At 65.6% G+C, this 22206-nt stretch carries 20 protein-coding genes and 1 pseudogene; 9 read left to right on the top strand and 12 right to left on the bottom strand.

The genetic code is table 11. The features are described from left to right. Nucleotides 1–17: 17 nt before the first annotated feature. The 4 genes from E8P82_RS06730 to E8P82_RS06715 all read right to left on the bottom strand — a co-directional run bounded on the left by E8P82_RS06730 (nt 18) and on the right by E8P82_RS06715 (nt 5597). Entirely contained in the window at nt 18–818 is an 801-nt protein-coding gene (locus tag E8P82_RS06730; protein ID WP_136453715.1) for an ATP-binding cassette domain-containing protein, read from the bottom strand. Beyond that, nucleotides 815–2956, bottom strand: a complete 2142-nt coding sequence (locus tag E8P82_RS06725; RefSeq protein WP_136453714.1) for a dipeptide/oligopeptide/nickel ABC transporter permease/ATP-binding protein — start codon at nt 2954–2956, stop codon at nt 815–817. The genes E8P82_RS06730 and E8P82_RS06725 overlap by 4 nt, the downstream gene beginning before the upstream one ends. Before the next feature lie 2 nt (nt 2957–2958). Next, nucleotides 2959–3918, bottom strand: a complete 960-nt coding sequence (locus E8P82_RS06720) for an ABC transporter permease (RefSeq protein WP_136453713.1) — start codon at nt 3916–3918, stop codon at nt 2959–2961. Nucleotides 3919–3986: 68 nt separating this feature from the next. Further along, nucleotides 3987–5597, bottom strand: a complete 1611-nt coding sequence (locus tag E8P82_RS06715) for an ABC transporter substrate-binding protein (protein ID WP_136453712.1) — start codon at nt 5595–5597, stop codon at nt 3987–3989. Nucleotides 5598–5816: 219 nt separating this feature from the next. Between E8P82_RS06715 and E8P82_RS06710 the strand changes: the two genes are divergently transcribed. From E8P82_RS06710 to E8P82_RS06695, 4 genes and pseudogenes are all read left to right on the top strand, one after another. Further along, the gene (locus tag E8P82_RS06710; RefSeq protein ID WP_136453711.1) at nt 5817–6554 is read left to right on the top strand and encodes a FadR/GntR family transcriptional regulator; all 738 of its coding nucleotides are present in this window, start codon (nt 5817–5819) and stop codon (nt 6552–6554) included. Further along, nucleotides 6551–7330 (top strand): glucosamine-6-phosphate deaminase, encoded by a 780-nt coding sequence (locus tag E8P82_RS06705; protein ID WP_136453710.1) that lies wholly within the window; start codon nt 6551–6553, stop codon nt 7328–7330. The genes E8P82_RS06710 and E8P82_RS06705 overlap by 4 nt, the downstream gene beginning before the upstream one ends. A gap of 91 nt (nt 7331–7421) precedes the next feature. Next, a pseudogene (locus tag E8P82_RS06700) lies at nt 7422–7961 on the top strand (MOSC domain-containing protein); the annotation flags it as partial. Nucleotides 7962–8080: 119 nt separating this feature from the next. Next, nucleotides 8081–8362 carry an Lrp/AsnC family transcriptional regulator gene (locus tag E8P82_RS06695; protein ID WP_136453709.1) on the top strand — a complete coding sequence of 94 codons (282 nt, stop codon included), beginning with the start codon at nt 8081–8083 and terminating at the stop codon, nt 8360–8362. Between the two features lie 146 nt (nt 8363–8508). Here the strand turns inward: E8P82_RS06695 and trpD are convergent, their stop codons facing one another. Beyond that, nucleotides 8509–9570 (bottom strand): anthranilate phosphoribosyltransferase, encoded by a 1062-nt coding sequence (trpD, locus tag E8P82_RS06690; protein ID WP_136453708.1) that lies wholly within the window; start codon nt 9568–9570, stop codon nt 8509–8511. Nucleotides 9571–9717: 147 nt separating this feature from the next. On the opposite strand from trpD, the gene ctaE reads away from it, so the two are divergent. The 4 genes from ctaE (at nt 9718) to qcrB (ending at nt 14020) form a co-directional block, all read left to right on the top strand. After that, nucleotides 9718–10356 (top strand): aa3-type cytochrome oxidase subunit III, encoded by a 639-nt coding sequence (ctaE, locus tag E8P82_RS06685; protein ID WP_136453707.1) that lies wholly within the window; start codon nt 9718–9720, stop codon nt 10354–10356. Nucleotides 10357–10443: 87 nt separating this feature from the next. Then, a complete protein-coding gene (gene qcrC / locus E8P82_RS06680; RefSeq protein WP_136453706.1) occupies nt 10444–11235 on the top strand; it encodes a cytochrome bc1 complex diheme cytochrome c subunit in 792 nt (263 codons plus the stop codon). Nucleotides 11236–11313: 78 nt separating this feature from the next. After that, entirely contained in the window at nt 11314–12336 is a 1023-nt protein-coding gene (gene qcrA / locus E8P82_RS06675; RefSeq protein ID WP_246021030.1) for a cytochrome bc1 complex Rieske iron-sulfur subunit, read from the top strand. Nucleotide 12337: 1 nt separating this feature from the next. Then, a complete protein-coding gene (gene qcrB / locus E8P82_RS06670; RefSeq protein ID WP_136453704.1) occupies nt 12338–14020 on the top strand; it encodes a cytochrome bc1 complex cytochrome b subunit in 1683 nt (560 codons plus the stop codon). Between the two features lie 337 nt (nt 14021–14357). Here the strand turns inward: qcrB and E8P82_RS06665 are convergent, their stop codons facing one another. From E8P82_RS06665 to E8P82_RS06640, 6 genes are all read right to left on the bottom strand, one after another. Continuing rightward, entirely contained in the window at nt 14358–15143 is a 786-nt protein-coding gene (locus E8P82_RS06665) for a GntR family transcriptional regulator (RefSeq protein WP_136453762.1), read from the bottom strand. 135 nt (nt 15144–15278) lie between these two features. Next, nucleotides 15279–15680: a cytochrome c oxidase subunit 4 gene (locus E8P82_RS06660; RefSeq protein WP_136453703.1), complete on the bottom strand. Its 402-nt coding sequence runs from the start codon at nt 15678–15680 to the stop codon at nt 15279–15281. After that, nucleotides 15677–17404 (bottom strand): aa3-type cytochrome oxidase subunit I, encoded by a 1728-nt coding sequence (gene ctaD / locus E8P82_RS06655; RefSeq protein WP_136453702.1) that lies wholly within the window; start codon nt 17402–17404, stop codon nt 15677–15679. The genes E8P82_RS06660 and ctaD overlap by 4 nt, the downstream gene beginning before the upstream one ends. Then, nucleotides 17404–18273 carry an aa3-type cytochrome oxidase subunit II gene (gene ctaC, locus E8P82_RS06650; protein WP_136453701.1) on the bottom strand — a complete coding sequence of 290 codons (870 nt, stop codon included), beginning with the start codon at nt 18271–18273 and terminating at the stop codon, nt 17404–17406. Before ctaC ends, ctaD begins: the two co-directional genes overlap by 1 nt. A gap of 172 nt (nt 18274–18445) precedes the next feature. Continuing rightward, entirely contained in the window at nt 18446–18826 is a 381-nt protein-coding gene (locus E8P82_RS06645; RefSeq protein WP_136453700.1) for a HesB/IscA family protein, read from the bottom strand. Between the two features lie 160 nt (nt 18827–18986). Then, entirely contained in the window at nt 18987–20405 is a 1419-nt protein-coding gene (locus E8P82_RS06640) for a dipeptidase (RefSeq protein WP_136453699.1), read from the bottom strand. Nucleotides 20406–20461: 56 nt separating this feature from the next. On the opposite strand from E8P82_RS06640, the gene E8P82_RS06635 reads away from it, so the two are divergent. Beyond that, a complete protein-coding gene (locus tag E8P82_RS06635; RefSeq protein WP_136453698.1) occupies nt 20462–21052 on the top strand; it encodes a DUF3043 domain-containing protein in 591 nt (196 codons plus the stop codon). Nucleotides 21053–21057: 5 nt separating this feature from the next. On the opposite strand, the gene E8P82_RS06630 is transcribed toward E8P82_RS06635, so the two are convergent. Beyond that, nucleotides 21058–22137, bottom strand: a complete 1080-nt coding sequence (locus E8P82_RS06630; protein ID WP_136453697.1) for a quinone-dependent dihydroorotate dehydrogenase — start codon at nt 22135–22137, stop codon at nt 21058–21060. Nucleotides 22138–22206 lie beyond the last annotated feature (69 nt).

Genomic DNA, 22206 nt, shown 5'->3' with positions numbered 1-22206 from the left:
GTTCTCCAGTGTTCGTATCAGATGTGCAGGAGGCTGGGAGCTGCTCCGAGGAGGCTCTTCGTGTAGTCGTTCGTCGGGTTCTCGAAGACCTCGTGGGCAGAACCCTGTTCGACGATGCGGCCGAGGTAGATGACGCAGATGCGGTCCGAGACATAGCGCACTGTCTGGATGTCGTGGGAGATGAAGACCATCCCCAGGTCGAGCTCCTTCTTCAGGTCCGAGAGCAGATTCAGCACCTGGGCCCGCACGGACACGTCGAGGGCCGAGGTCGGCTCGTCGGCGACGATGATCGAGGGATCCAGGGTGAGCGCGCGTGCAATGGCGACCCTCTGGCGCTGACCACCGGAGACCTGATTGGGTGTGACCTCCGCGGCGGACTGCGGCAGACCGACCAGCTGCAGCAGATCCTTCACCTTCGCCTCACGACTGCTCTGGTTCCCGATGCCGTGCACCTGCAGCGGATCGGTGAGGATGTCATGGATGGTCATCCGTGGGTTCAGCGCAGTGGAGGGATCCTGGAAGACCACGCCGACATCGCGCCCGAAGAGCTTCTTCGAGGAGGAAGCACGGGTATTGACCCGCTCACCCCTGAAGAGCACCTCGCCCGCGGTGGGCTCCTGGAGCCCCACCAGCACCGTGGCGAGCGTGGACTTGCCGGAACCGGACTCCCCCACCACGCCGACGGTCTCTCCGCGACTGATCGTGAAATCGACCCCGTCGATGGCCTTCACGATGTTCGGCCGGAACAGGGACCCGGAACGCGCCCGGTGGTAGACCTTGATGTCCTTCAGTTCGAGGACGGGAGTGGTATCGGTCATTGCTGCTGCCTCGCTGTCCTGTCGTCGACGAGAACGGAGGAGCCGTGGCTCACCGTCTCATGGCTGGCCCAGTAGTGGTCCACGTCCCCCACCTGCACGAACTCGAGCACCTGCTCCGGATCGGCATCCGGGCGCAGCGAACGTTCGGCGAACCGGTCGCCGGAGGCGAAGTCGTTGGGCGACGGGACGGTGCCCTGGATCTGGTGAAGGCGCTCGGCACCGGCCTCGATGGACAGGACCGCCCCGAGCAGACCCTTGGTGTACTCGTGCCGCGGATTGGTCAGCAGCTCCGGCACGTCTGCCGACTCCACCACCTGGCCCGCGTACATCACCGTCACGCGGTGCGCGAGGGACGCGACGAGCGCCAGGTCGTGACTGACGAAGACCATCGCGAAGCCGAGCTGCTCGCGCAGCTGGTTGAGCAGATCCACGACCTGCTTCTGGACCGTCACATCGAGGGCCGTGGTCGGTTCGTCCGCCACGACGATCTTCGGAGACCGCGACAGGGCCATGGCGATGAGTACGCGCTGACGCTGACCACCGGAGAGTTCGTGCGGATAGCTCTTCAGCGTGCGGTCGGGATCGAGCTGGACGAGTTCGAGGAGCTCGCGGGGACTCTTGCGACCGTTGCGCTGGGTGAGCTGGCGCATCTGGTCCTTGACGAGCATCGAGGGGTTCAGTGAGCTCAGCGCGTCCTGGTACACCATCGCGATCTGCTCTCCCCGCAGGCCCCTGTACAGGCGGTCCCGCTCACGTGGACTGTTCGTGAGCAGTTCCTTGCCGTTGAACGTGATGGATCCGGACAGCCGGGCCGTCGGGGGGAGCAGTCCCATGATCGCCAGTGCGGTGAGCGACTTCCCCGATCCGGACTCGCCCACGAGGCCCATCGTCTCGCCCTCGCGGACGGTGAAGCTCATCCTGTCCACGATGGCGGTGTCCCCGTACCGCTCGGGGAAGCGGATCGAGAGGTCCTTGACCTCCAGGACGACGGGAGCGTCGTCCTGGACCGCCGGCAACCGGTCGTTCCTGCGCCGTTCGACGGAGGCCAGCATGTTCAGCTCGGTCGAGAGGGCTTCGAGGGACCCCGGAGTGTCGGCGCCGCCCCCACGCCCGGTGGGAATGGCGGTCTCGCCGCCCGTGCGGGCCGCTTCCCCGTCCTTCTGCGTCATCGAGACACCCTCGGAGTCGAGGGCCGACGGCTGAGCCGCCGTCGCGACCGCGGCAGGAGCGAGAGGGTCCTTGTCCTTGCTCCGGCGGCGCTTCGAGGACCCCGGATTCACCATGGCATCCGTGAGCCCCTCGGCCAGGATGTTCAGCGCCAGGACCGTCAGCAGGATCGTGATGCCGCCGAAGGTCGTGGGCCACCACGCTCCGCTGAAGACGACGTTCCGTCCATCGGCCATCACATTGCCCCAGGACGCGGCGGGCTGCTGTACACCCGCACCGAGGAAGGACAGCGATGCCTCGAGGATGATCGCATCGGCCACCATGACCGTCGCGAAGACGAGGATCGGCGCTGCACAGTTGCGTGCGATGTGCTTGATCAGGATGTAGGTGCGGGAGGCTCCGATCACGCGCTCGGCGCGGACGTAGTCCTCGCCGTACTGGGACAGGACGTTCGCCCGGACCACCCGGGCCAGCTGGGGTGTGTACACGATCGCAATCGCGATGATGAGGACCGGGACGGTGGACCCGAACAGATCCAGCGAGTACTGCCTCAGCGCGAAGAGCAGGGCCGCTGCGAGGGCGATGCCGGGGAAGGCCATGACGACGTCCAGGACACGCATGACGGTCTCGCTGACGAACCTGCGGGAGGTCGCGGCGACGGCACCGAAGATCGAGCCGAGGATCAGCGCGACGGCGACCGCGCCGAGTCCGATCGAGATGGACACCCGTGCGCCGTACAGCAGGCGTGAGAGGACGTCGTAGCTCAGGCCGTCCGTACCGAAGGGGTAGTCACCGTTCGGAGCCACGACCGGGGCGGCGGACTCGTTCTCACCGTAGGGCGCCAGGTACGGTCCGAAGATCGCGACCAGCACGATGAAGACGAGGAACCCGAGCGCGAGCTTGGAACTGAGGTTGAGGGCGGTGAAGCGGGCACCGGTGGCGCTGAGTCGATCGGCTAGTGAGTTGCGCATGCTTACACCGTCCGGATTCTGGGATTGATGAGGAGGTAGAGAAGGTCCACGACGATGTTCACGAGAACGAAGGCGACCGCGATGGTCAGCACCGCGCCCTGCACGAGATTCGTGTCAGAGGTGGTCAGCCCGACCACGATCAGATCGCCCATGCCGTTGAGACTGAAGATCTTCTCGATGACCACGGCGCCTCCGAGCAGGTAACCGATCCGCAGACCGAGCACCGTGACCGGGGTGACCAGTGCATTCCTGAGCACGTTGCGGGCGACGACGGTGCGGTACGGCACGCCGTTGCCGATGGCAGTGCGCACGTAGTCGCGGTCGAGTTCCTCCACCATCGACGTCCTCACGACCCTGATCAGCGACGCCGAGACCGGAATACCGAGTGCGAGGGCGGGCAGTGCCATGGAGTAGAGCCAGCCCACGAAGCCGAACTCGTCGGCCCAGCCGAGACCACCGGTGGGGAAGATCGAGCCCTCGGGCAGGGCGAACCACTGGATGAGGAGGATCGCCAGCCAGAACGACGGTGTCGCGATGGCGGCGATGGAGAAGAGCCGGATCAGCTGGTCCGGCCAGCGGTCCCGGTAGAGGGCGCCGGCGATACCGAGGGTCAGGGAGAGCACGACGGCGAGCAGCACCCCGAGGAAGGTCAGCTGGAGAGTGATGGGGAACGCCGCCGCGATCTTGGTGGCGACGGATTCCTCCGGCGGATTGGTCACACCGAAATCGAGCCGGATCACTCCCCCGAGGTATCTGAAGAACTGGACGATCAGCGGATCGTTGAGCCCACGCTCCTCACGCCAGGCCTCCTTCGCCGACTCACTGGCGTTCTCGCCGAGCACCGCCGTGGCCCGATCCGCAGGGATCACGGAGAGGACGATGAAGACCATGATGGTGACACCGAGCAACATGATCGGCAGCACTGCCAATCGGCGGGCGAGCAGGCGGATGAACATGACCATTCAGGGAACTCCGATCCGGGGGGTGTCCATGGGGCGCCGCTTGCGGCGCCCCATGGACCGTGGTCGTGCTAGTTGCGTCCTACTCCGATGAACGACAGGCCTGTGGTCGGCAACGGCTGGAAGCCGTCGAGGGCTTCGTCGTCCCACGCGGTAGGCAGCTGGCGGTGGAACAGCGGGTACAGCGGGACTTCCTCGGACACGATGTTGACGACCTCGGCGTGGACCGCCTGCGCCTCGTCCGCCTCGAGCTGGGCAGCCTCGTCCAGTCTCTCCTGCACCTCGGCGTACTCCGGTGTCTCGCTCCAGCGGGCCCGATTCTCCATCCACGTTCCACCGCGGTAGAACCAGCTGAGCAGGATGTCGCCGTCGTTGCCGAAGACGGAAGGATCGCCCGGTGCGCAGAGCACGTCGTAGTTCCCTCCGTCGACCTTCTCCGGCGCGTAGACCGCCGCCGACTGGAGGATCTCCAGGGTCGTGTTCACACCGACGGCGTCCCAGTACTCCTTGATGAGCGGGACGACGCGTGCCACCCAGCCCGTGTCGGTCGCCGTCAGCGTGATGTTGATGTCCTGCGCGCCGGCCTCCTCGAGCAGCGAGGTCGCCATGTCGACGTCATAGCCGTAGACGTTGGAGGCTTCGCTGTAGGAGGGGTGCCCCTCCTGGAAGTAGGAGGTCGCGGCCGCGGCATTGCCGAGCAGCGCCTTCTCGATGACCGCATCGGTGTCGATCGCGTAGTGCAGTGCCTGCCGCACGCGCCGGTCCGAGAAGGTGTCCGACTCGCAGTTGAACATGAGGAACAGGAGCCCGAACGACTGGACCGATTCGACCTCGACCGAGGTGGCCAGCTGGTCCACGTCGAGGTAGGGCACGTCCTCGATCGCCTGGGTGCGGGAGGGAATGGAGGCGACGCGTGCGGCGGGATCGGACAGCAGCAGCCAGGTCATGTCCTGGACGCGGGCGGGGTACTCGCCGTTGTAGTCCTCGAACCGCTCGAACTCGATTCTGTCCTCCTTCACCGCGGACACAAGCCTGAAGGGGCCCGAGCCGATGGGATTGAGGTCGAATTCTGCGGGATCGGCGCTCACGGCCGCTTCCGGGACGATCTTGATGACCGAGATGCGCTGACTGAAGGCGGGGAACGGGTAGTTCAGCGAGAACCTGACGGTCGTGTCGTCGGTCGCGGTGACGCTGTCGATGAACGTGATGAAACCGGCGAACAGTGACTCGTTGGCCGGGTCGAGAACCCTCTCGAAGGAGAAGACCACATCCGACGCGGTGACGGGCTCCCCGTTGTGGAACGTGGCGCCGTCGCGGAGCTGCACCTCGTAGGTGGTGTCGTCGACCCTGGTCGGATCTTCCGCGGCCAGCCCGAGGTAGGGTTCACGGGTCGCCGGGTGGAGTTCCACGAGGGCCTCGAACACATGCAGGTTCGCCGCGAGCGGCGTCGCACCGGTGGCGAGCATGGGATCGAACCCGGTGGAGAGCTGGTACGAGATGCCGGCCTGGATCGAGCCCTCGCCCTCCTCGGAGCCGCCCTCGGACGAGGGACTTCCGCCCGGGCTGCAGGCTGCCACGGATCCGGCGAACGCCGCCGCAGCGCCCATGACGCCGGCCAGCTTCAGGAAGTTCCGCCGACTGGAATCGTTGACGAGACCACTGGTCTCGAAACTGTTGCTCATCTCGGTGCCTTACCCTTCAGGTACTTATCGGACGTAGGATGTCCAACGACTACGGAAACTGTAAGGTTCATCACAGCCGTCGGTCAAGCATAGAGTTCATCCGCGCCATGAGGCTTCCGGGAAATGGGACGTCCGATAACGTGGGGAGCGCAGTGACGCCCTGTCCATCGCTGTTCCACTCGTTCCCTCCCTTCCGTTCGCCGATCCAGGAGCATGTGCATGACACCGCCAGACGTTCCTGCTCCACCAGCACGGTTCGGCGCACAGAATCGATCCCGTGCCCTCCAGTCGGAGATCATGGAGCTGATCCTCGAACGGGACCTCTCCGCGGGCGACCCGCTGCCCACGGAGGTCGAGCTCGCCCAGGCACTCGGAATCGGCCGGAACACCCTGCGGGAGGCTCTGAAGGTACTCCAGGCACTCGGAGTGGTCGAGATCCGCCATGGTTTCGGCATGTTCGTCGCACCGAGGAACTTCGATGCGCTCACCGACGGGCTGACCTTTCGCGGCAGGTTGTCCCTGCGTCACGAGGGTCAGGAGGCCACCCAGCTGGTCGACGTCCGGCAGGCACTGGAAGCTGGTCTGATCGGGGAAGCCATGGATCTCATGACACCCGAACACCTCGGTGTCATCGAGGCATCCGTGCGCAGGATGGAGTCGGCGGCCCTGCGCGGCGAGGTGTTCACGGCGACGGACGAGCAGTTCCACTATCAGCTCTTCGAACCACTGGACAACGAGCTGCTGTCCAATCTCATGTCCGTCTTCTGGAAGGTCTACCGGAAGATCCATTCGGAACTGGTCGGGGACCCGTTCCTGAATCTCGTGGAAACCGCCGCCATGCACCGCGGCATCTTCGAGGCCGTCGAGGCGGGAGACAAGGCTCTGGCCGCGACCAGGCTGAGATGCCATTTCGACGGAATCCGAGCCGAACTCGCCAAATTAGGGGTTGCACCATGACGCACGCTGCACTGCACCGCACCACGCCTCCGGTCGTTCGCCGACTCGACTCGACGACCATCGGGCCGACCGCGGCGAACCTCGTCATGGAAGTGGTGCGCGGCTCGGATGCGCCCGTGATCGGCGTCGCCACCGGCTCCTCGCCCTCGCCGCTCTACGCCGCCCTCAGTGCAGAGAAGGGGAACTTCGCCGCCACGCGATGGTTCGCCCTGGACGAGTACGTCGGCTTGCCGCCGAATCATCCGCAGAGCTACGTCAAGGTACTGGAACGCGAGATCGTCGAGCCCCTCGGACTCGATCCGTCGACCGTCCATGTACCGAACCCGCATGTCGACGACCTGGAGGAGTCTGCAGCCGATTACGAGCGGCTCATCGCTGCAGCCGGCGGTGTGGACCTCCAGGTCCTCGGCATCGGCCGGAACGGGCACCTGGCGTTCAACGAGCCCGGAGCAGCACTGGATTCCCGCACCAGGACGGAGCGCCTCACCGAGGACACCCGCCGGGCCAACGAGCGCTTCTTCGATTCGCTGGCGGAGGTGCCCACGCACTGCCTCACGCAGGGTCTCGGCACCATCCGCGAGGCACACGCGCTTCTGCTGATCGCCCAGGGAAGCGGTAAGGCCCAGGCACTTCACGACGCACTGCACGGACCGATCACGCCTCGTTGTCCGGCGTCCATCCTGCAGCTCCATGGAAATGTGACCGTGCTCGTCGACGAGGAAGCCGCCGCGCTGCTGCCCCGGGACACGGAGGGCAATCAGACGGTCAGGAACTGATCGCCGGGACATGGATGCCGGCGGTTGGCTCCGGCCGGTCCCGTCCGGCTAGCGTTGCACCATGGCCCACTAGTATCGGTACGACGTCGAGATCCTGCACCTGCTGGTCTCGCCCGAGCATGCATATTTCGGCCGAGCCCGGGACGGCGCGGCCGATGTCGTGACATCCGACGAGGACAGTGTGAGGGTCGTCGCCGGCAAGGGGATCGTCGGCGATCGTTTCTTCGGCAAGGCGGCGCACATGGACGCGGCCGTGACGCTCTTCGCCGTCGAGGCACTCGAGGACATTGCACGAGAACTCGGCGAGGCACCTTTCGATCCTCTCCTGCCCCGTCGGAACGTCGTCCTGCGCGGCGCGGAGCTCGCTCCACTCCTGGGCGAGGACTTCGTGCTCGAATCGGCAGGCCACAGTGTCGCGTTCCACGCCGGTCGTCCTGCGCACCCCTGCGTCTGGATGGACAGGGTACTGGCGCCCGGGGCGCACAGGGCGATGCGCGGCAGGGGCGGCATCCGGTGCCGGCCGCTGACTGACGGACTCGTCCACCGCGGCCCCGCGGTACTCGTCAGCAACGTCGCGCTCGACGCGAGCCGGGCCCACCTCTCGGCCGCCGTCCGCCGAGCCGGCTTCCCTGACCTCCCCGGACGGCTGCGGTCCGGCGCTCGCTCGGTGCACAATCCGGCATCATCGACGACCTGTGGCGACCGGTAGCGTAGGAGCACGACTTCCCCGGCTTCCGTGAAAGGCTCGCCATGATCACCGCCTTCGTCCTCATCCAGACCGATGCCTCGCGCATCCCCGAGAGCGCCCAGTCCATTTCGGAGATCGAGGGCATCAGCGAGGTGTACTCGGTGACCGGCGAGTGGGACCTGATCGCCATCGCGCGGGTGAGCCGTCACGAGGACCTGGCCGACGTGATCGCGGATCGGCTGTCGAAGATCGAGGGCATCCGCTCGACGACGACCCAGATCGCCTTCCGCTCGTACTCCCAGCACGACCTCGACGCCGCGTTCTCCCTCGGCTTCGACAACTGAGCCTCGCAGGTCCGGGGAACAGCTCACCGAGGAGCTTCAGCCATTCAGCTCGCCGAGGCGGCTTCGACGACCCGGCCGTCCCCGGTGGATCCTGTCCCACGGCTGCAGTAGCGTCCTCAGCCGGCCAGGTTCTGCCTCACCGCCCGTCAGTAGGACCTGCTCACCTCGATCCACCGTGCCAGCGCCCGTGCTGCTGCTCCCGAGTCGATGGCTGAGCGTGCGCGGGCCATGGCACGCACGATCCGCTCGACGAGGTCCCCGTCGGCCCGCTCGTCGAGCGCCACGAGTCCTGCTGCGGCATTGAGCACGACGGCGTCGCGCACCGGCCCGTCCTGCCCGTCGAGAACAGCCCGCACCACGTCCGCATTGGCACCCGCGGTGGTACCCCGTAGCGCATCGACGGGCACGACATCCAGCCCGAAATCCCCCGGATGCACCCCGTACGCACGGACGGCGCCGTCGCGGACCTCCCAGATCGTCGACGTTCCGCTCGTGGTCAGCTTGTCCCGACCGTCGTCACCCCGGAACACGAGCGCTCTGACTCCTCTTCCCGCGAGGACGCCCGCCATCAGCGGTGCCATTCTCGCGTCGGCGCAACCGAGCGCCTGTGCACTCACTCCCGCCGGATTGCTCAACGGGCCGAGGAAGTTGAAGGTGGTCGGGACACCCAGATCGCGCCGGGGCACAGCCACGTGCTTCATCGACGGGTGGAAGACCTGCGCGAAGCAGAAGGTGATGCCGGCCAGCTCCGCGGTCCGCGCGACGTTGGCGGGTTCCAGATCCAGCCGGACGCCGAGCGCCTCGATCACGTCCGCGGCGCCCGAGGCGGACGAGGCTCCCCTGTTCCCGTGCTTGACCACCTTCGCCCCGGCACCGACGGCCACGAGGGAGCTCATCGTCGAGATGTTCAGCGTGTTCAGGCCGTCCCCGCCGGTGCCCACGATGTCCAGGGTCGGTCCGCCCACTGTGATCCGGTGGGCGCGATCGAGCATCGCCTGGACCAGCCCGGCGAGTTCGGCGACGGACTCCCCCTTGGCCCGCAGTCCCATGAGGAAGCCGGCCATCTGCGCATGGCTCGCCTCGCCGGCCATGATCGAGTCCATTGCCCAGCGGCTCTGCTCCGCCCCGAGATCCCTCCCTGCGACCAGGGACGAGAAGATCGATGGCCATGTGGAGGACGGCGAAGGGGCTGGTGTTGGCGGACTCACCGTCCAAGATTATCTACGAAATGTAGAAGACGGCGACGGCGAACTTCCGCGTGAACACGGGCGTGGCAGCCGACTACCAGTCACCGGCGCGAAATGCAGGCCGTTTCGTGTTGGTGATCGCGCTGTTCTTGGGGACATAATGAACTCGTGACCTCCGCGACCCAAGCCCCCAGCGCCGCGCCGCATCCCGCGCTCAACCGCCCCAACATGGTTTCCGTGGGAACCGTGGTGTGGCTGTCGAGCGAGTTGATGTTCTTCGCAGGCCTCTTTGCCATGTACTTCACCCTCCGCTCCACCTCCGGTGAGTTGTGGGCAGTAGAGACTCAGAAGCTGAACGTCCCGTTCGCGCTCGTCAACACCATCATTCTGGTGTTGAGCTCCGTTACCTGCCAGTTCGGCGTGTTCGCGGCAGAGCGGCTCCAGCCGCGACGGATCGGCGGCCCCTTCGCCATCTCCCGCTGGGGCATGGTGGAGTGGTTCCTGCTCACGTTCCTGATGGGTTCCATCTTCGTCGCCGTCCAGGCGTACGAGTATGCGCAGCTCGTGTCCGAGGGTGTCTCGCTCTCGTCCAACCCGTTCGGGTCCGCCTTCTACATCACCACCGGATTCCACGGTATCCACGTGATCGGTGGTCTCGTCGCCTTCCTGCTGATCATCGGACGGGCGTTCCTGGCGCGTCAGTTCGGGCACTTCGAAGCAACGTCCGCGATCGTGACCTCGTACTACTGGCACTTCGTGGACGTCGTCTGGATCGGTCTGTTCCTGATCATCTACTTCCTTCAGTAATTCACCCCCCGTACGTTCTTCTACTAGAGGTAGAATCCGATGCAGATCTCCAGAAGCTCTGGTACCACAAGAGGCAGGAAGTAATCCGTGAAGGCACTTTCCCAGCGGCGGCGTCACCCCCTGGCAGCAGTCGCGCTGCTCCTCATGGCGCTCCTGACGACCGGCGGTATCTACGCCGCAGCCAGCACCGCCAACGAGGCGCAGGCGCAGACCACCTCGTTCACCGCGAACGATGTCGAAGAGGGCAGCAAGCTGTTCACCGCGAACTGCGCGTCGTGCCACGGCATGGGCGCAACCGGCTCCGATGCCGCACCGTCCCTGGTGGGCGTGGGAGCGGCTTCGGTGGACTTCCAGGTCGGCACGGGCCGCATGCCCATGCAGATGGACGGCCCCCAGGCGCAGGTCAAGCCCGTGCAGTTCACCGAGGAGCAGACTCGTCAGCTGGCCGCCTACGTGGCCTCGCTGGGCGCCGGACCGGCCATCCCCTCCGACGACGTCCTCGATGCGTCCGAGGGCGATACCGCTGCAGGCGGGGAACTGTTCCGCGTCAACTGCGCGATGTGCCACAACGCTGCCGCTGCGGGCGGCGCCCTGACGCGGGGCAAGTACGCCCCGGCGCTCGATGGTACGAGCGCGAAGCACATCTACGAGGCCATGGTCACCGGGCCGCAGAACATGCCGGTCTTCAACGACGCCAACATCACGCCCGAGGACAAGCAGGACATCATCGCCTTCCTCGACACCATCGGGGAGCAGGGCTCGCCCGGAGGCGCCGATCTCGGGTCGCTCGGACCAGTGTCCGAAGGCCTGTTCATCTGGGTGGCCGGGCTGGGCGTCATCATCGCCTTCACCGTCTGGCTGACATCGAGGTCGTCATGACCATCCGGAAGCCCGTCGGTCACGAATCACCTGCATACTGCCGAACAACTCACCAGCCCATGAAGGATGCGAGGGATCATGGCCGACGCTAGTCACGGCACCCCGGGAACGACGATCGAATTCGGCTCGCCGAACGAACTGGTGGACGAGTTCGAGAACCCGGGTATCCCGCCGCACCGGCCGCGCCTCGCGGACCGGGACCCGCGTGCCGAGAAGCGTGCGGAGCGCCAGGTCGCCCTCCTCTTCACGATCTCGGTCATCGGCACCGTCCTGTTCTTCGTCGGTTACTTCTTCATTCCCCTCAACGACACGATCGAGCGCCTCAGGTTGCAGAATCTGACGCTCGGGCTGGGTACGGCATTCGCGATGCTCGGCATCGGCGTCGGCATCGTCCACTGGGCCAAGACCCTGATGCCCGACCACGAGGTCACCGAGGACCGTCACGACATCCGCCCGGAGAGCGACCGCCAGGACGCCGAGCAGATGGTCAACGACATTCTCGAAGAATCCGGTATCAAGCGTCGTCCCCTGATCCGCAACACGCTCCTCGGCGCGGTCCTGCTGGCACCTCTTCCCGCCATCGCGATCTTCCGCGACCTCGGTCCGCTTCCCGGCAACGTCCTCAAGGAGACGCTGTGGGACACCGGAGTGCGGTTGACGCGCGACCCCAGCGGCACCCCCATCCGCGCATCGGACGTCACCATCGGTTCGGCGTTCCACGTCATTCCCGAGGGTCTCAACGAGGTCGAGGACATGCTCGAGGAGAAGGCCAAGGCCGTTGTGCTGCTGATGCGTCTCGATCCGAACGATCTGAACCCGTCCCCCGGACGCGAGGACTGGGGCTACGACGGGATCGTGGCCTACTCCAAGATCTGCACGCACGTCGGCTGTCCTGTAGCTCTCTACGAACAGCACACACACCACCTGCTGTGCCCCTGCCACCAGTCGACCTTCGACGTCGAGCAGGAGGCGAAGGTCATCTTCGGCCCAGCGGCTCGTCCGTTGCCCCAACTGCCCATCGAGGTGGACGACGAGGGCTACCTGGTCGCCTCGAGCGATTTTCAAGAACCCGTAGGACCTAGTTTCTGGGAGCGAGGCTGACATGAGCAGCTCAACTGCGACGCAAGACTTCGTGCCGAAGACGCGCGTCGGCAAGGTCACCGATTATGTCGACTCGCGCGTGGGCGGCTCGAGCCTCGTCAAGGAGTTCGGGCGCAAGATCTTCCCCGATCACTGGACGTTCATGTTCGGTGAGGTGGCGCTCTACACGTTCGTCATCCTGCTCATCTCCGGCACGTTCCTGACCTTCTTCTACGATCCCTCGATGGCCGAGACGGAGTACGACGGTAGCTATTTGCCGTTGCGGGGCGTGGAGATGTCGGTGGCGTACGCCTCCACTCTCGACATCTCCTTCGACGTCCGCGGCGGACTGTTCATGCGTCAGGTACACCACTGGGCGGCCCTGCTGTTCGTCGCCGCGGTGGCTGTCCACATGCTGCGCGTCTTCTTCACAGGTGCGTTCCGCAAGCCCCGTGAGTTCAACTGGATCATCGGTTGTGTCCTGCTCATCCTCAGCCTGGCGGCCGGATTCACCGGATACTCGTTGCCTGATGATCTGCTCTCGGGCAACGGTCTGCGCATCATCGACGGGGTGATGAAGGCCATCCCCGTGATCGGTACCTACCTGAGTTTCTTCCTCTTCGGTGGCGAGTTCCCGGGTACGGCGATCGTGGGGCGACTCTACGTCCTCCACATCCTGCTGGTGCCGGCGGTCATCCTGCTGATGATCGGGCTGCACCTGTTCCTGGTGGTCCTGCACAAGCACTCGCAGTACCCCGGTCCGGGACGGACCAACACGAACGTCGTGGGATACCCCGTCGGCCCGGTCTACGCGGCGAAGGCCGGCGGCTTCTTCTTCATCGTGTTCGGCGTCCTCGCCGCTATCGCGGCAGCATTCACCATCAACCCGATCTGGAATTACGGGCCGTACGACCCCTCCCCCGTGTCCGCCGGTACGCAACCGGACTGGTACATCGGCTGGGTCGACGGCGCGCTACGCCTGATGCCCGGGACGCTCGGGAATTTCGACCTCGAGTTCATGATCCCCTTCCCCTGGGGAACCAATGCACTGTCGCTCAATGTACTGATACCGGCGCTGGTACCCGCGATCATCCTCTTCACCCTGATGTTCGCCTGGCCCTGGATCGAAGGGTGGGTCACGAAGGACACACGTGAGCATCATCTGCTCGACCGGCCGCGCAACGCTCCTACACGTACCGCTATCGGTGTCGCGGGAGTGGTCTTCTACTGCGTGATGTGGGCGGCTGCAAGCTCCGACCTCATCGCAACCCACTTCATGGTGTCCCTCAACGACGTCACGTACTGGCTGAGAGCGCTCGTGATCATCGGGCCGATCCTCGGATTCATGGTGTCGCGCCGGATCTCCCTGGCGCTGCAGCGCAAGGACCGCGAGATCGCCCTCCACGGTCGTGAGACCGGGCGCATTGTGCGTCTGCCCCACGGCGAGTTCATCGAGGTCCACGAGCCTGTCGACGATTACAAGCTCTACACGCTGACGAGCTTCGACTCGCCCCGGGTATCGCAGCCGACGCCGGACGAGAACGGGAAGGTCAGCCGCCTCGACAAGGTCCACGGCCGTCTGTCCCGGTTCTTCTTCGAGGACAGGGTGGCTCCGGTCCGGCCCAGCGAACTGGCCGCTTCCCACGACGATCATCACGACGAGGTCGCCGGTACGAAGGATCGCGAGTCCATCGCCAGCCGGTAGTTCACGGTTCAACGAGGAGGGGCCCGGGCGTTCAGCGCCCGGGCCCCTCCTCGTTCGCTTGGAGGTCAACCCGATCGACCGAGTTGTATCCTGCACTCGCCACGACAGAATTGCCTTTCGAGATCTTGGGCGCAGCAGTTCGTGCACGGCGCCGTGACGGTGGAGATCCGAGGAGCGCGCCCGTCGCTCCGCTCGCCCGGTGAAGGACGCCACGGTGTCCCTGCTCCTGGTTAAGCGGGTACAGCCGGCGGTCGTTCGTGGTCGCCGATATGGCAGCCGGTGACGAGGTGAGATCCACCGGTATGTGGCTTCTGAATATTCGGCTTCGCCGTCGGACTCAGCCGAGGCGCTTGGAGCTGTACCCTCGGGGTGTCCTGACCCCGGGACGCTGCAGCGGCACCCAGAGCTTGTACCGGTCCGCCCGGTAGTAGGACACGGAATAGTCGATCATGGTGCGTGCCACGTACGCGTGTCGCTGGATCCTCAGCAGCGGCGCGTTCATCTCCACGTTGAGGAGCCGGGCGATGGAGGGTGAGGCAGCCGTGGCTTCGATGGTGTCCTCGCCCCACTCCATGACGAGTCCGTACTTCTCGCTCAGCACGTTGTAGAGCGAGGTCGGAGGAGGATCGTCGAGAATCCCTCTGACCCGATGTGCGGGAATGAAATTCTCGTCGACGCTCATGGGCTCGCCGTCGGCGAGGAGTTGTCGGCGGAAGCGTATGACGGGCTGGCCGATCTCGATCTGCAGCTCCCTGGCGACGAGAGGCGTCGCGGCCTGCTGCTCGAAACTGAGTACGCGGGCGTCCGGCACCATGCCGCGGCGGATCATCTCCTCGGTGTAGGAGGTGAGCTTCATCTGGAGGTCGAGCTTGCTCCGCGCCACGAAGGTGCCGAGGCCGACGACGCGTTCCAGGATCTCCTCGGCGACGAGCGCATCGATGGCCTGGCGTACAGTCATGCGCGCCACGGAGTAATACTCGCTCAGCTGCCGCTCGGACGGGATCGCCGCGCCCGGCTCACCGTGCTGCTGAACGTAGCTCCTCAGACTCTTGCGGAGCTGCACATGCTTCGCCTCGGCGGAGTCCTCGTCGAGGAGCTCGGCATCGAAAGGCCGCGGCCGTATCACGATGACTCCTCACGCCGGTTTTCCCACCACCGCGGACGGCGGCGTCGGTGGCGAAGTACCCGAACGACGGGAAGCCCGCCGCTGGCGGGCTTCCCGATTCGAATTGACGATCTGCTCGTGCCTGACCTCGTCCTAGTGGGCGTGGTCCCCGCGGCTGTACTCGAAGACCCACCCGACGAGGGCGATCGCCGCGAAGCCGACCCCGATGTAGAGGATCCAGAATCCGACCGCGATTCCGAGGAATCCGGTGGCTGCAGCGAGAGCCAGCACGAGGGGCCACCAGCTCCAGGGGCTGAAGTGTCCCTGCTCGCCGGATCCCTCGTGGATCTCGGCGTCGAGCCGATCCTCCGGTCGCATCCCCACCCGCCTGGCCGTGAAGGCCAGGTAGAAGCCGATCATTCCGGCCAGACCACCGGTCAGGTAGAGAGCGAGGAAGCCCACCGGCTCCGTCCACTCGACGAGGAACCCATACACCGTGCCGACCAGGAAGAAGAACGGCATGAGGAGGGAGAAGAGTTTGGCCTCGATCTTCATGCGTTCGTGTCCTGTCGGTCAGCCGCTCCCATGAAGCCGGCGGCACTCTCGTCGGGGGTGTGTGTCTGCTGCAGCTCCGGATGGTGGAGGTCCAGCGCCGGCCGCTCGGAACGGATCCGGGGAAGTGAGGTGAAGTTGTGGCGCGGCGGCGGGCACGAGGTTGCCCACTCGAGTGAGGCCCCGAAGCCCCACGGATCGTCGACGTCCACCTTCTTGCCGGTCCGCCAGGTGATGTACACGTTCCAGAAGAACGGGATCATCGATGCGCCGAGGACGAAGGATCCCACCGTGGAGAACTGGTTCATGGCGGTCCAGCCGTCCTCCGGCAGGTAGTCCGCGTAGCGTCGGGGCATACCGTCGACACCGAGCCAGTGCTGGATCAGGAAGGTGGCGTGGAACCCGAGGAAGAGCATCCAGAAGTGGATCTTGCCGAGTCGCTCGTTCAGCATCTTCCCGGTGAACTTAGGCCACCAGAAGTAGAAGCCCGCGAACATCGCGAAGACGACCGTACCGAACACCACGTAGTGGAAGTGGGCCACCACGAAGTACGTGTCCGAGACGTGGAAGTCGAGCGGAGGCGAGGCCAGGATGATCCCCGTAAGACCTCCGAAGAGGAAGGTCACCAGGAAGCCAATGCTCCACAGCATGGGCGTCTCGAAGGTGATGGAGCCCCGCCACATCGTCCCGATCCAGTTGAAGAACTTCACACCCGTGGGAACAGCGATCAGCATGGTCATGAACGCGAAGAACGGCAGCAGCACGGCTCCGGTGACGTACATGTGGTGCGCCCACACCGTCATGGACAGCGCAGCGATGGCGATGGTCGCGAAGACGATGCCCTTGTACCCGAAGATGGGCTTCCGGCTGAAGACCGGGAAGATCTCCGACACGATGCCGAAGAACGGCAACGCGATGATGTAGACCTCCGGGTGGCCGAAGAACCAGAACAGGTGCTGCCAGAGAATGGCGCCGCCTGCCTCGGGATCGAAGATGTGCGCTCCGAATCGACGGTCCGCACCCAGGGCGAACAGAGCCGACGCCAGCGGGGGGAACGCCATCAGCACGAGGATGCCGGTGATCAGTGTGTTCCAGGTGAAGATCGGCATCCGCCACATGGTCATGCCCGGCGCGCGCAGGCAGATGATCGTCGTGATGAAGTTGACCGATCCGAGGATGGTTCCGAACCCTGACAGCGCCAGCCCGAACACCCACAGGTCACCACCGATGCCCGGGGAGAAAGTGGTGCTGGAGAGCGGTGCGTAGGCGAACCAGCCGAAGGAGGCAGCGCCCTGCGGGGTGATGAACCCGGAGACAGCGATGGTGCTGCCGAAGAGGAAGAACCAGAAGGCCAGTGCGTTCAGACGCGGGAAGGCGACGTCGGGCGCACCGATCTGCAGCGGCATGATCACGTTCGCGAAACCCGCGAACAACGGCGTGGCGAACATCAGGAGCATCACGGTGCCGTGCATCGTGAAGAGCTGGTTGTACTGCTCCTTGGTCTGCAGGATCTGCATACCCGGTTCGAAAAGCTCGGCCCGGATGATCAGTGCCATCACGCCGGCGAAGCAGAAGAAGATGAACGAGGCGATCAGGTACATGTAGCCGATCGTCTTGTGATCGGTCGAGGTGATCCAGTTGACGACGATGCGTCCCTTGGACCTCGGAACAACACGGGGAGCGGCTACGGTGCCGGCCTCCTCGAGGGTGTATTCGAAGGTGGACATCAGCTGCTCCTGGGTGTATCGAGGTCGGGATCATCATCCGGGTAGGAGTCGCGGTCGTACTCGTCGCCGAGTTGACCGATCTCGAGTTGCTCCATCTGTGCGTCGAACTCTGCCTGCGAGACGACTTCGACGTTGAACAGCATCTCCGAGTGGTACTGACCGCACAGTTCGGCGCACTTGCCTGCGAAGGTGCCCTCCTGCGTCGGGGTCACGTTGATGTAGTTGGTGCGACCGGGGTACAGATCGCGCTTCTGCAAAAAGGCCGGCACGAAGAAGGAGTGCTGGACGTCTCGGGCATTGAGCTGGAGCTCCACCGACCGGTTGACCGGAAGATACAGTGTCGGCAGGGTCTCCGGCACTCCCTCCTCCCCCGTCAGATTGGCCTGGACACCGGCGGAGTACCTGTTCTCATTGACGTAGTTGAAGTCCCATGACCACTGCTTGCCGCGAACGTCCACGACGACGTCGGGATCGTCCACCCGCGCATCGATCGTCGCGATGTCCCGCTCGGTGAAGTAGAAGAAGACGAGCACCATGAACACCGGGATCGTCAGGTAGAAGACCTCCAGGGGAAGGTTGTAGCTGATCTGTCGCGGGTAGCCCGTGTCGTTCTTGCGACGACGGTACGCAACCATGCACCAGATGATCAGACCCCAGGTGATGAGCCCCACGACGGTGGCCGCGATCCAGGAGTTGACCCACAGGTCGGTGACCAGACTCGTGTGGTTGGTGGTGTCCCGGTCTCCGGGCAGCCAGCCCCGCTGGGCTTCTGCGGAGCATCCGGTCAGCGCCAGTGCACCCACCAGCGAGATGCCGGATAGTTTTGCGATCCTGCCGCGCCTGCTACTGGTTCGGTCCTGCGATATCACAGACGGACCTTCCTTCTCTTCGTGCGTTGCCACCCGCCCAGGAAGCTGTCCGGGGTGCACCTCCAGTTTTACTACTCGGTGTAGAGCTTACCCGTAAGACCGTCGATCCGGTGACATGCAAAAGGCCCGGAACACGCCTATTCGGCGTCCTCCGGGCCTTCGCGGAAACGTGCTAGTGGAAGGAATCCCCGCAGGCACAGGAGCCGCCCGCGTTGGGGTTGTCGATCGTGAAACCCTGCTTCGAGATGGTGTCCTCGAAGTCGATGGACGCACCGGAGAGATAGGGAACGCTCATCTTGTCGACGATCACCTCGACGCCGTCGAAGTCACGAACGGCGTCCCCCTCGAGGACCCGCTCGTCGAAGTAGAGCTGGTAGATCAGTCCTGAGCATCCGCCGGGCTGGACGGCGACGCGCAGGCGCAGATCTGTTCTGCCCTCCTGCTCGAGCAGGCTGCGTATTTTTCCGGCCGCAACGTCGGAGAGATCGACCTCGTGCGCGGCGAGAGCTGCGGACTCGGCGGCGGAGGCGGTGTCGGTGGTCGAGGTGTTCATGGTGTTTCTCCTAGCTCGGACTCTGCGGGTGCCCGTTCTGAGTGCCGCGGGATGGAGCTCACGGCGTGGCTCAATTCTATGCTGCGGCCGGTACCGAGCATAACCGGATGGTACAACGGATCCAGGAGGCCGGCACGTCCGGGAATCGGCCCGCGAGGCGCTACTGACGCGTCAGCCCCCCGTCGTCGATCCGTGCGAGGAGGATCGCCTCTGCCAGGATCGCCTTCTTGAACTCCTCGAGGTGGAGCGACTCGTTGGCGCTGTGGGCCCTGGAGTCCGGGTCCTCCACACCGGTGATCAGGATCTGCGCCGAGGGGAACACCTCGGTGAGATCTGCGATGAACGGGATCGATCCGCCCATCCCGGCCTCGACGGCCTCGACGCCCCATGCCTCCTTCAGCGATTCCAGGGCCAGACGGGAGGCCGGCTCGGTCGTGTCGGTCCGGAAGGGGCTTCCCGTCTCCCCCGGTTCGAAGAGAACCTGCGCCCCGAACGGGGCCTGCGCCTCGACGTGGGCACGCACAGCAGCCATGGCGGCGCCGGGATCCTGCCCGGGCGCGAGCCGGAGACTGAACTTGGCGCGAGCGCGCGGCAGCAGGGTGTTCGAGGACACCGCGACACTCGGGATGTCCATCCCGATGATGGACAGTGCGGGCTTGTGCCAGAGGCGGGAGGCGATGGAGCCGGTACCGGCGAGCTGGACGCCGTCGAGCACCGACGCGTCGGATCGGTAGTCCTGCTCCGGGTAGTCGACCGCGGCATCATCACGACCTGCCAGCCCGGCGATCGCCACATCGCCGGCGTCGTCGTGCAATGTTGCGATGAGCCGTGCCAGGAGTGTCGGAGCGTCCAGGACCGGGCCTCCGAACATGCCCGAGTGCACGGCGTGCTCCAGGACCCGGACCTCGATGGTGCCGTCCACGAGACCACGGAGGCTCGTGGTCAGCGCCGGTACACCGACGCGCCAGTTGCTGGAGTCCGCGACGACGATCACGTCCGCCTCGAGATCGTCACGGTAGGTGTCGAGGAATGTGCGGAAGGTCGGAGACCCTGCCTCCTCCTCCCCCTCGATGAACAGCGTCACGCCGACCCCGAAGGAATCGCCGAGGACCTCACTGAGCGCCCCGAACGCCCCGATGTGCGCCATGATGCCCGCCTTGTCATCGGCAGCACCGCGACCGTACAGCCTGCCGTCGCGCTCGGTCGCCTCGAAGGGAGGGCTCTCCCACAGGCTTTCGTCGCCCGGCGGCTGGACGTCGTGGTGCGCGTACAGCAGTACCGTCGGTCTACCTGCGGCGGCGGGACGGCGCGCGACGACGGCGGGGCCGCCCGGCGTTCCCTCGTTGTCGACACGCAGTATGCGGACATCCTCGATGCCCACCCCGCGGACGAGATCGGCGACAGCGGCGGCGCTCGCCTCGAGCTCCTGCGCGTCGAACGCCTCCCAGGCGATGCCGCGGATGGCGACGAGCTCCGAGAGCTGCCCGACGATGCGGGGGAAGGCGGCATCGATACTGCTCCGCAGGAGATCCGGGGTGCGGTCCGGGTCGATCGGCTGGTCGGTGGGAGTATGAGTCATGCCAGCACCCTACACAGCCGGGCCGGGTCCGCACGCCCAGCCGGTATCCTGAGAGGGTGTTCGGACGAAACAGAGAAGCTCCCACCGCCCAGGACGTCATCGACAGCGCCTCGCCCGCGCCTCAGGCGCAGCGTTCGCAGGGAAAGGGCGCGCCGACTCCCAAGCGCAGTGTGCAGGAAGCCGCGCGCAGGCGGCCTCTCGTGCCGGACGACCGCAAGGCCGCCCGGGAACAGAGCCGCAGTACTGCGCGTGACGAGCGGGCCCGCACCCGCCTGGCACTCGATACCGACGACGAGCGCTATCTGCCACTGCGCGACAAGGGACCGCAGCGCCGGTATGTGCGCCAGTTCGTCGATGCGCGCTTCAACCTCGGTGAGTTCCTCATGATCGCCGCGCTGGTGTTCGTGGTGCTCAGCTTCTTCCAGTCACTGGCGGTCCAGGGCGCCATCCTCACGGCGTTCTGGGTGCTGATCATCGCCGTGGTCCTCGACGTCCTCCTGATGCGCAGGAAGCTGCGGAAGAAGCTGACCGAGAAGTTCGGCGCGCCGAACCAGGGCGATCTCTGGTACGCGACGACCCGGGCCATGCAGATCCGTCGGTTGAGACTGCCCAAACCGCAGGTGCGCCGGGGTCAGTACCCCGCGTGAGCTGATCAGCTCAACCGGGGTACCCGGCCCACCAGCTTGCGGTTGATGCTCCGGGCCCAGAACGGTCCCTCGTAGAGGAACCCCGTGTAACCCTGGACCAGGGTCGCTCCGGCGGCGAGCCGTTCGAGGACGTCGCCCGCCGTCTCGACGCCGCCGACCGAGACGAGGGTCAGCTCGGTCCCCACGATCGAGCGCAGGCGTCCGAGGACCTCGAGGGACCGCGCCTTCAGGGGTGCACCACTGAGCCCGCCCACCCCGCCGGTGACCGCAGGATCAGCGCTGGAGCTCAGATTCTCCCGCGTGATCGTCGTGTTGGTCGCCACGATGCCGTCGAGGCCCAGCTCGAGCGCCAGCGATCCGACGTCGTCGATGTCGCTGTCCAGCAGATCCGGCGCGATCTTCACCAGGAGCGGGACATGCCTGCCCGCTGCGTCATCGGCCGTGCGGCGCACCGCTTCCAGGAGCGGCCTGAGGTGATCGACGCCCTGCAGGAGCCGCAGGCCGGGAGTATTCGGTGACGAGACGTTGACCACGAGGTAGTCCGCGACAGGGGCCAGTTCCCGCGCGCTCACAAGGTAGTCCGCGACGGCGTCCGTGAGATCCACGGCCTTGGTCTTGCCGATGTTGGCCCCCACGACAGGACGGCGGCCCGGCGCGTAGCGACGCCGCAGCCCGAGCCGGGCCGACCGCAGACGCGGAGCGACCGTTGCCGCGCCGTCGTTGTTGAAGCCCATGCGATTGATGACTGCCCGGTCCTCGACCAGCCGGAACAGGCGTGGCCTGGGATTGCCGGGCTGTGCCTGACCGGTGATCGTTCCGACCTCCACGTGGCCGAAGCCGAGTGCGGTCAATGACAGGACACCCGTGCCTGCCTTGTCGAAGCCCGCGGCGAGACCGAACGGCGAGGGGAACCGGACGCCGAACGCCGTCGTCGCCAGAGATGGGTGCGGCGCACAGATCCGACGCAGCACCCGGCCCAGCGGGGTGCGGTCCGCCGTCCTGATGAGGGCGAAACCGAGCCTGTGTGCCTTCTCGGCGTCCATCCCGGAGAAGACGATCCGGAAGAACGTCGGGTAGATGCGCATCGTCCCAGAATCCCACGACCGGCCGCAGCGTCCAACTACGGACGGTCCGCACCGACCCGGCAGCGGTAG

Source organism: Arthrobacter echini, from assembly GCF_004803505.1.
Classification (GTDB): domain Bacteria; phylum Actinomycetota; class Actinomycetes; order Actinomycetales; family Micrococcaceae; genus Arthrobacter_D; species Arthrobacter_D echini.
The sequence above is the reverse complement of the archived record's forward strand: the minus strand, read 5'-3'. Positions and strand labels throughout refer to the sequence as shown.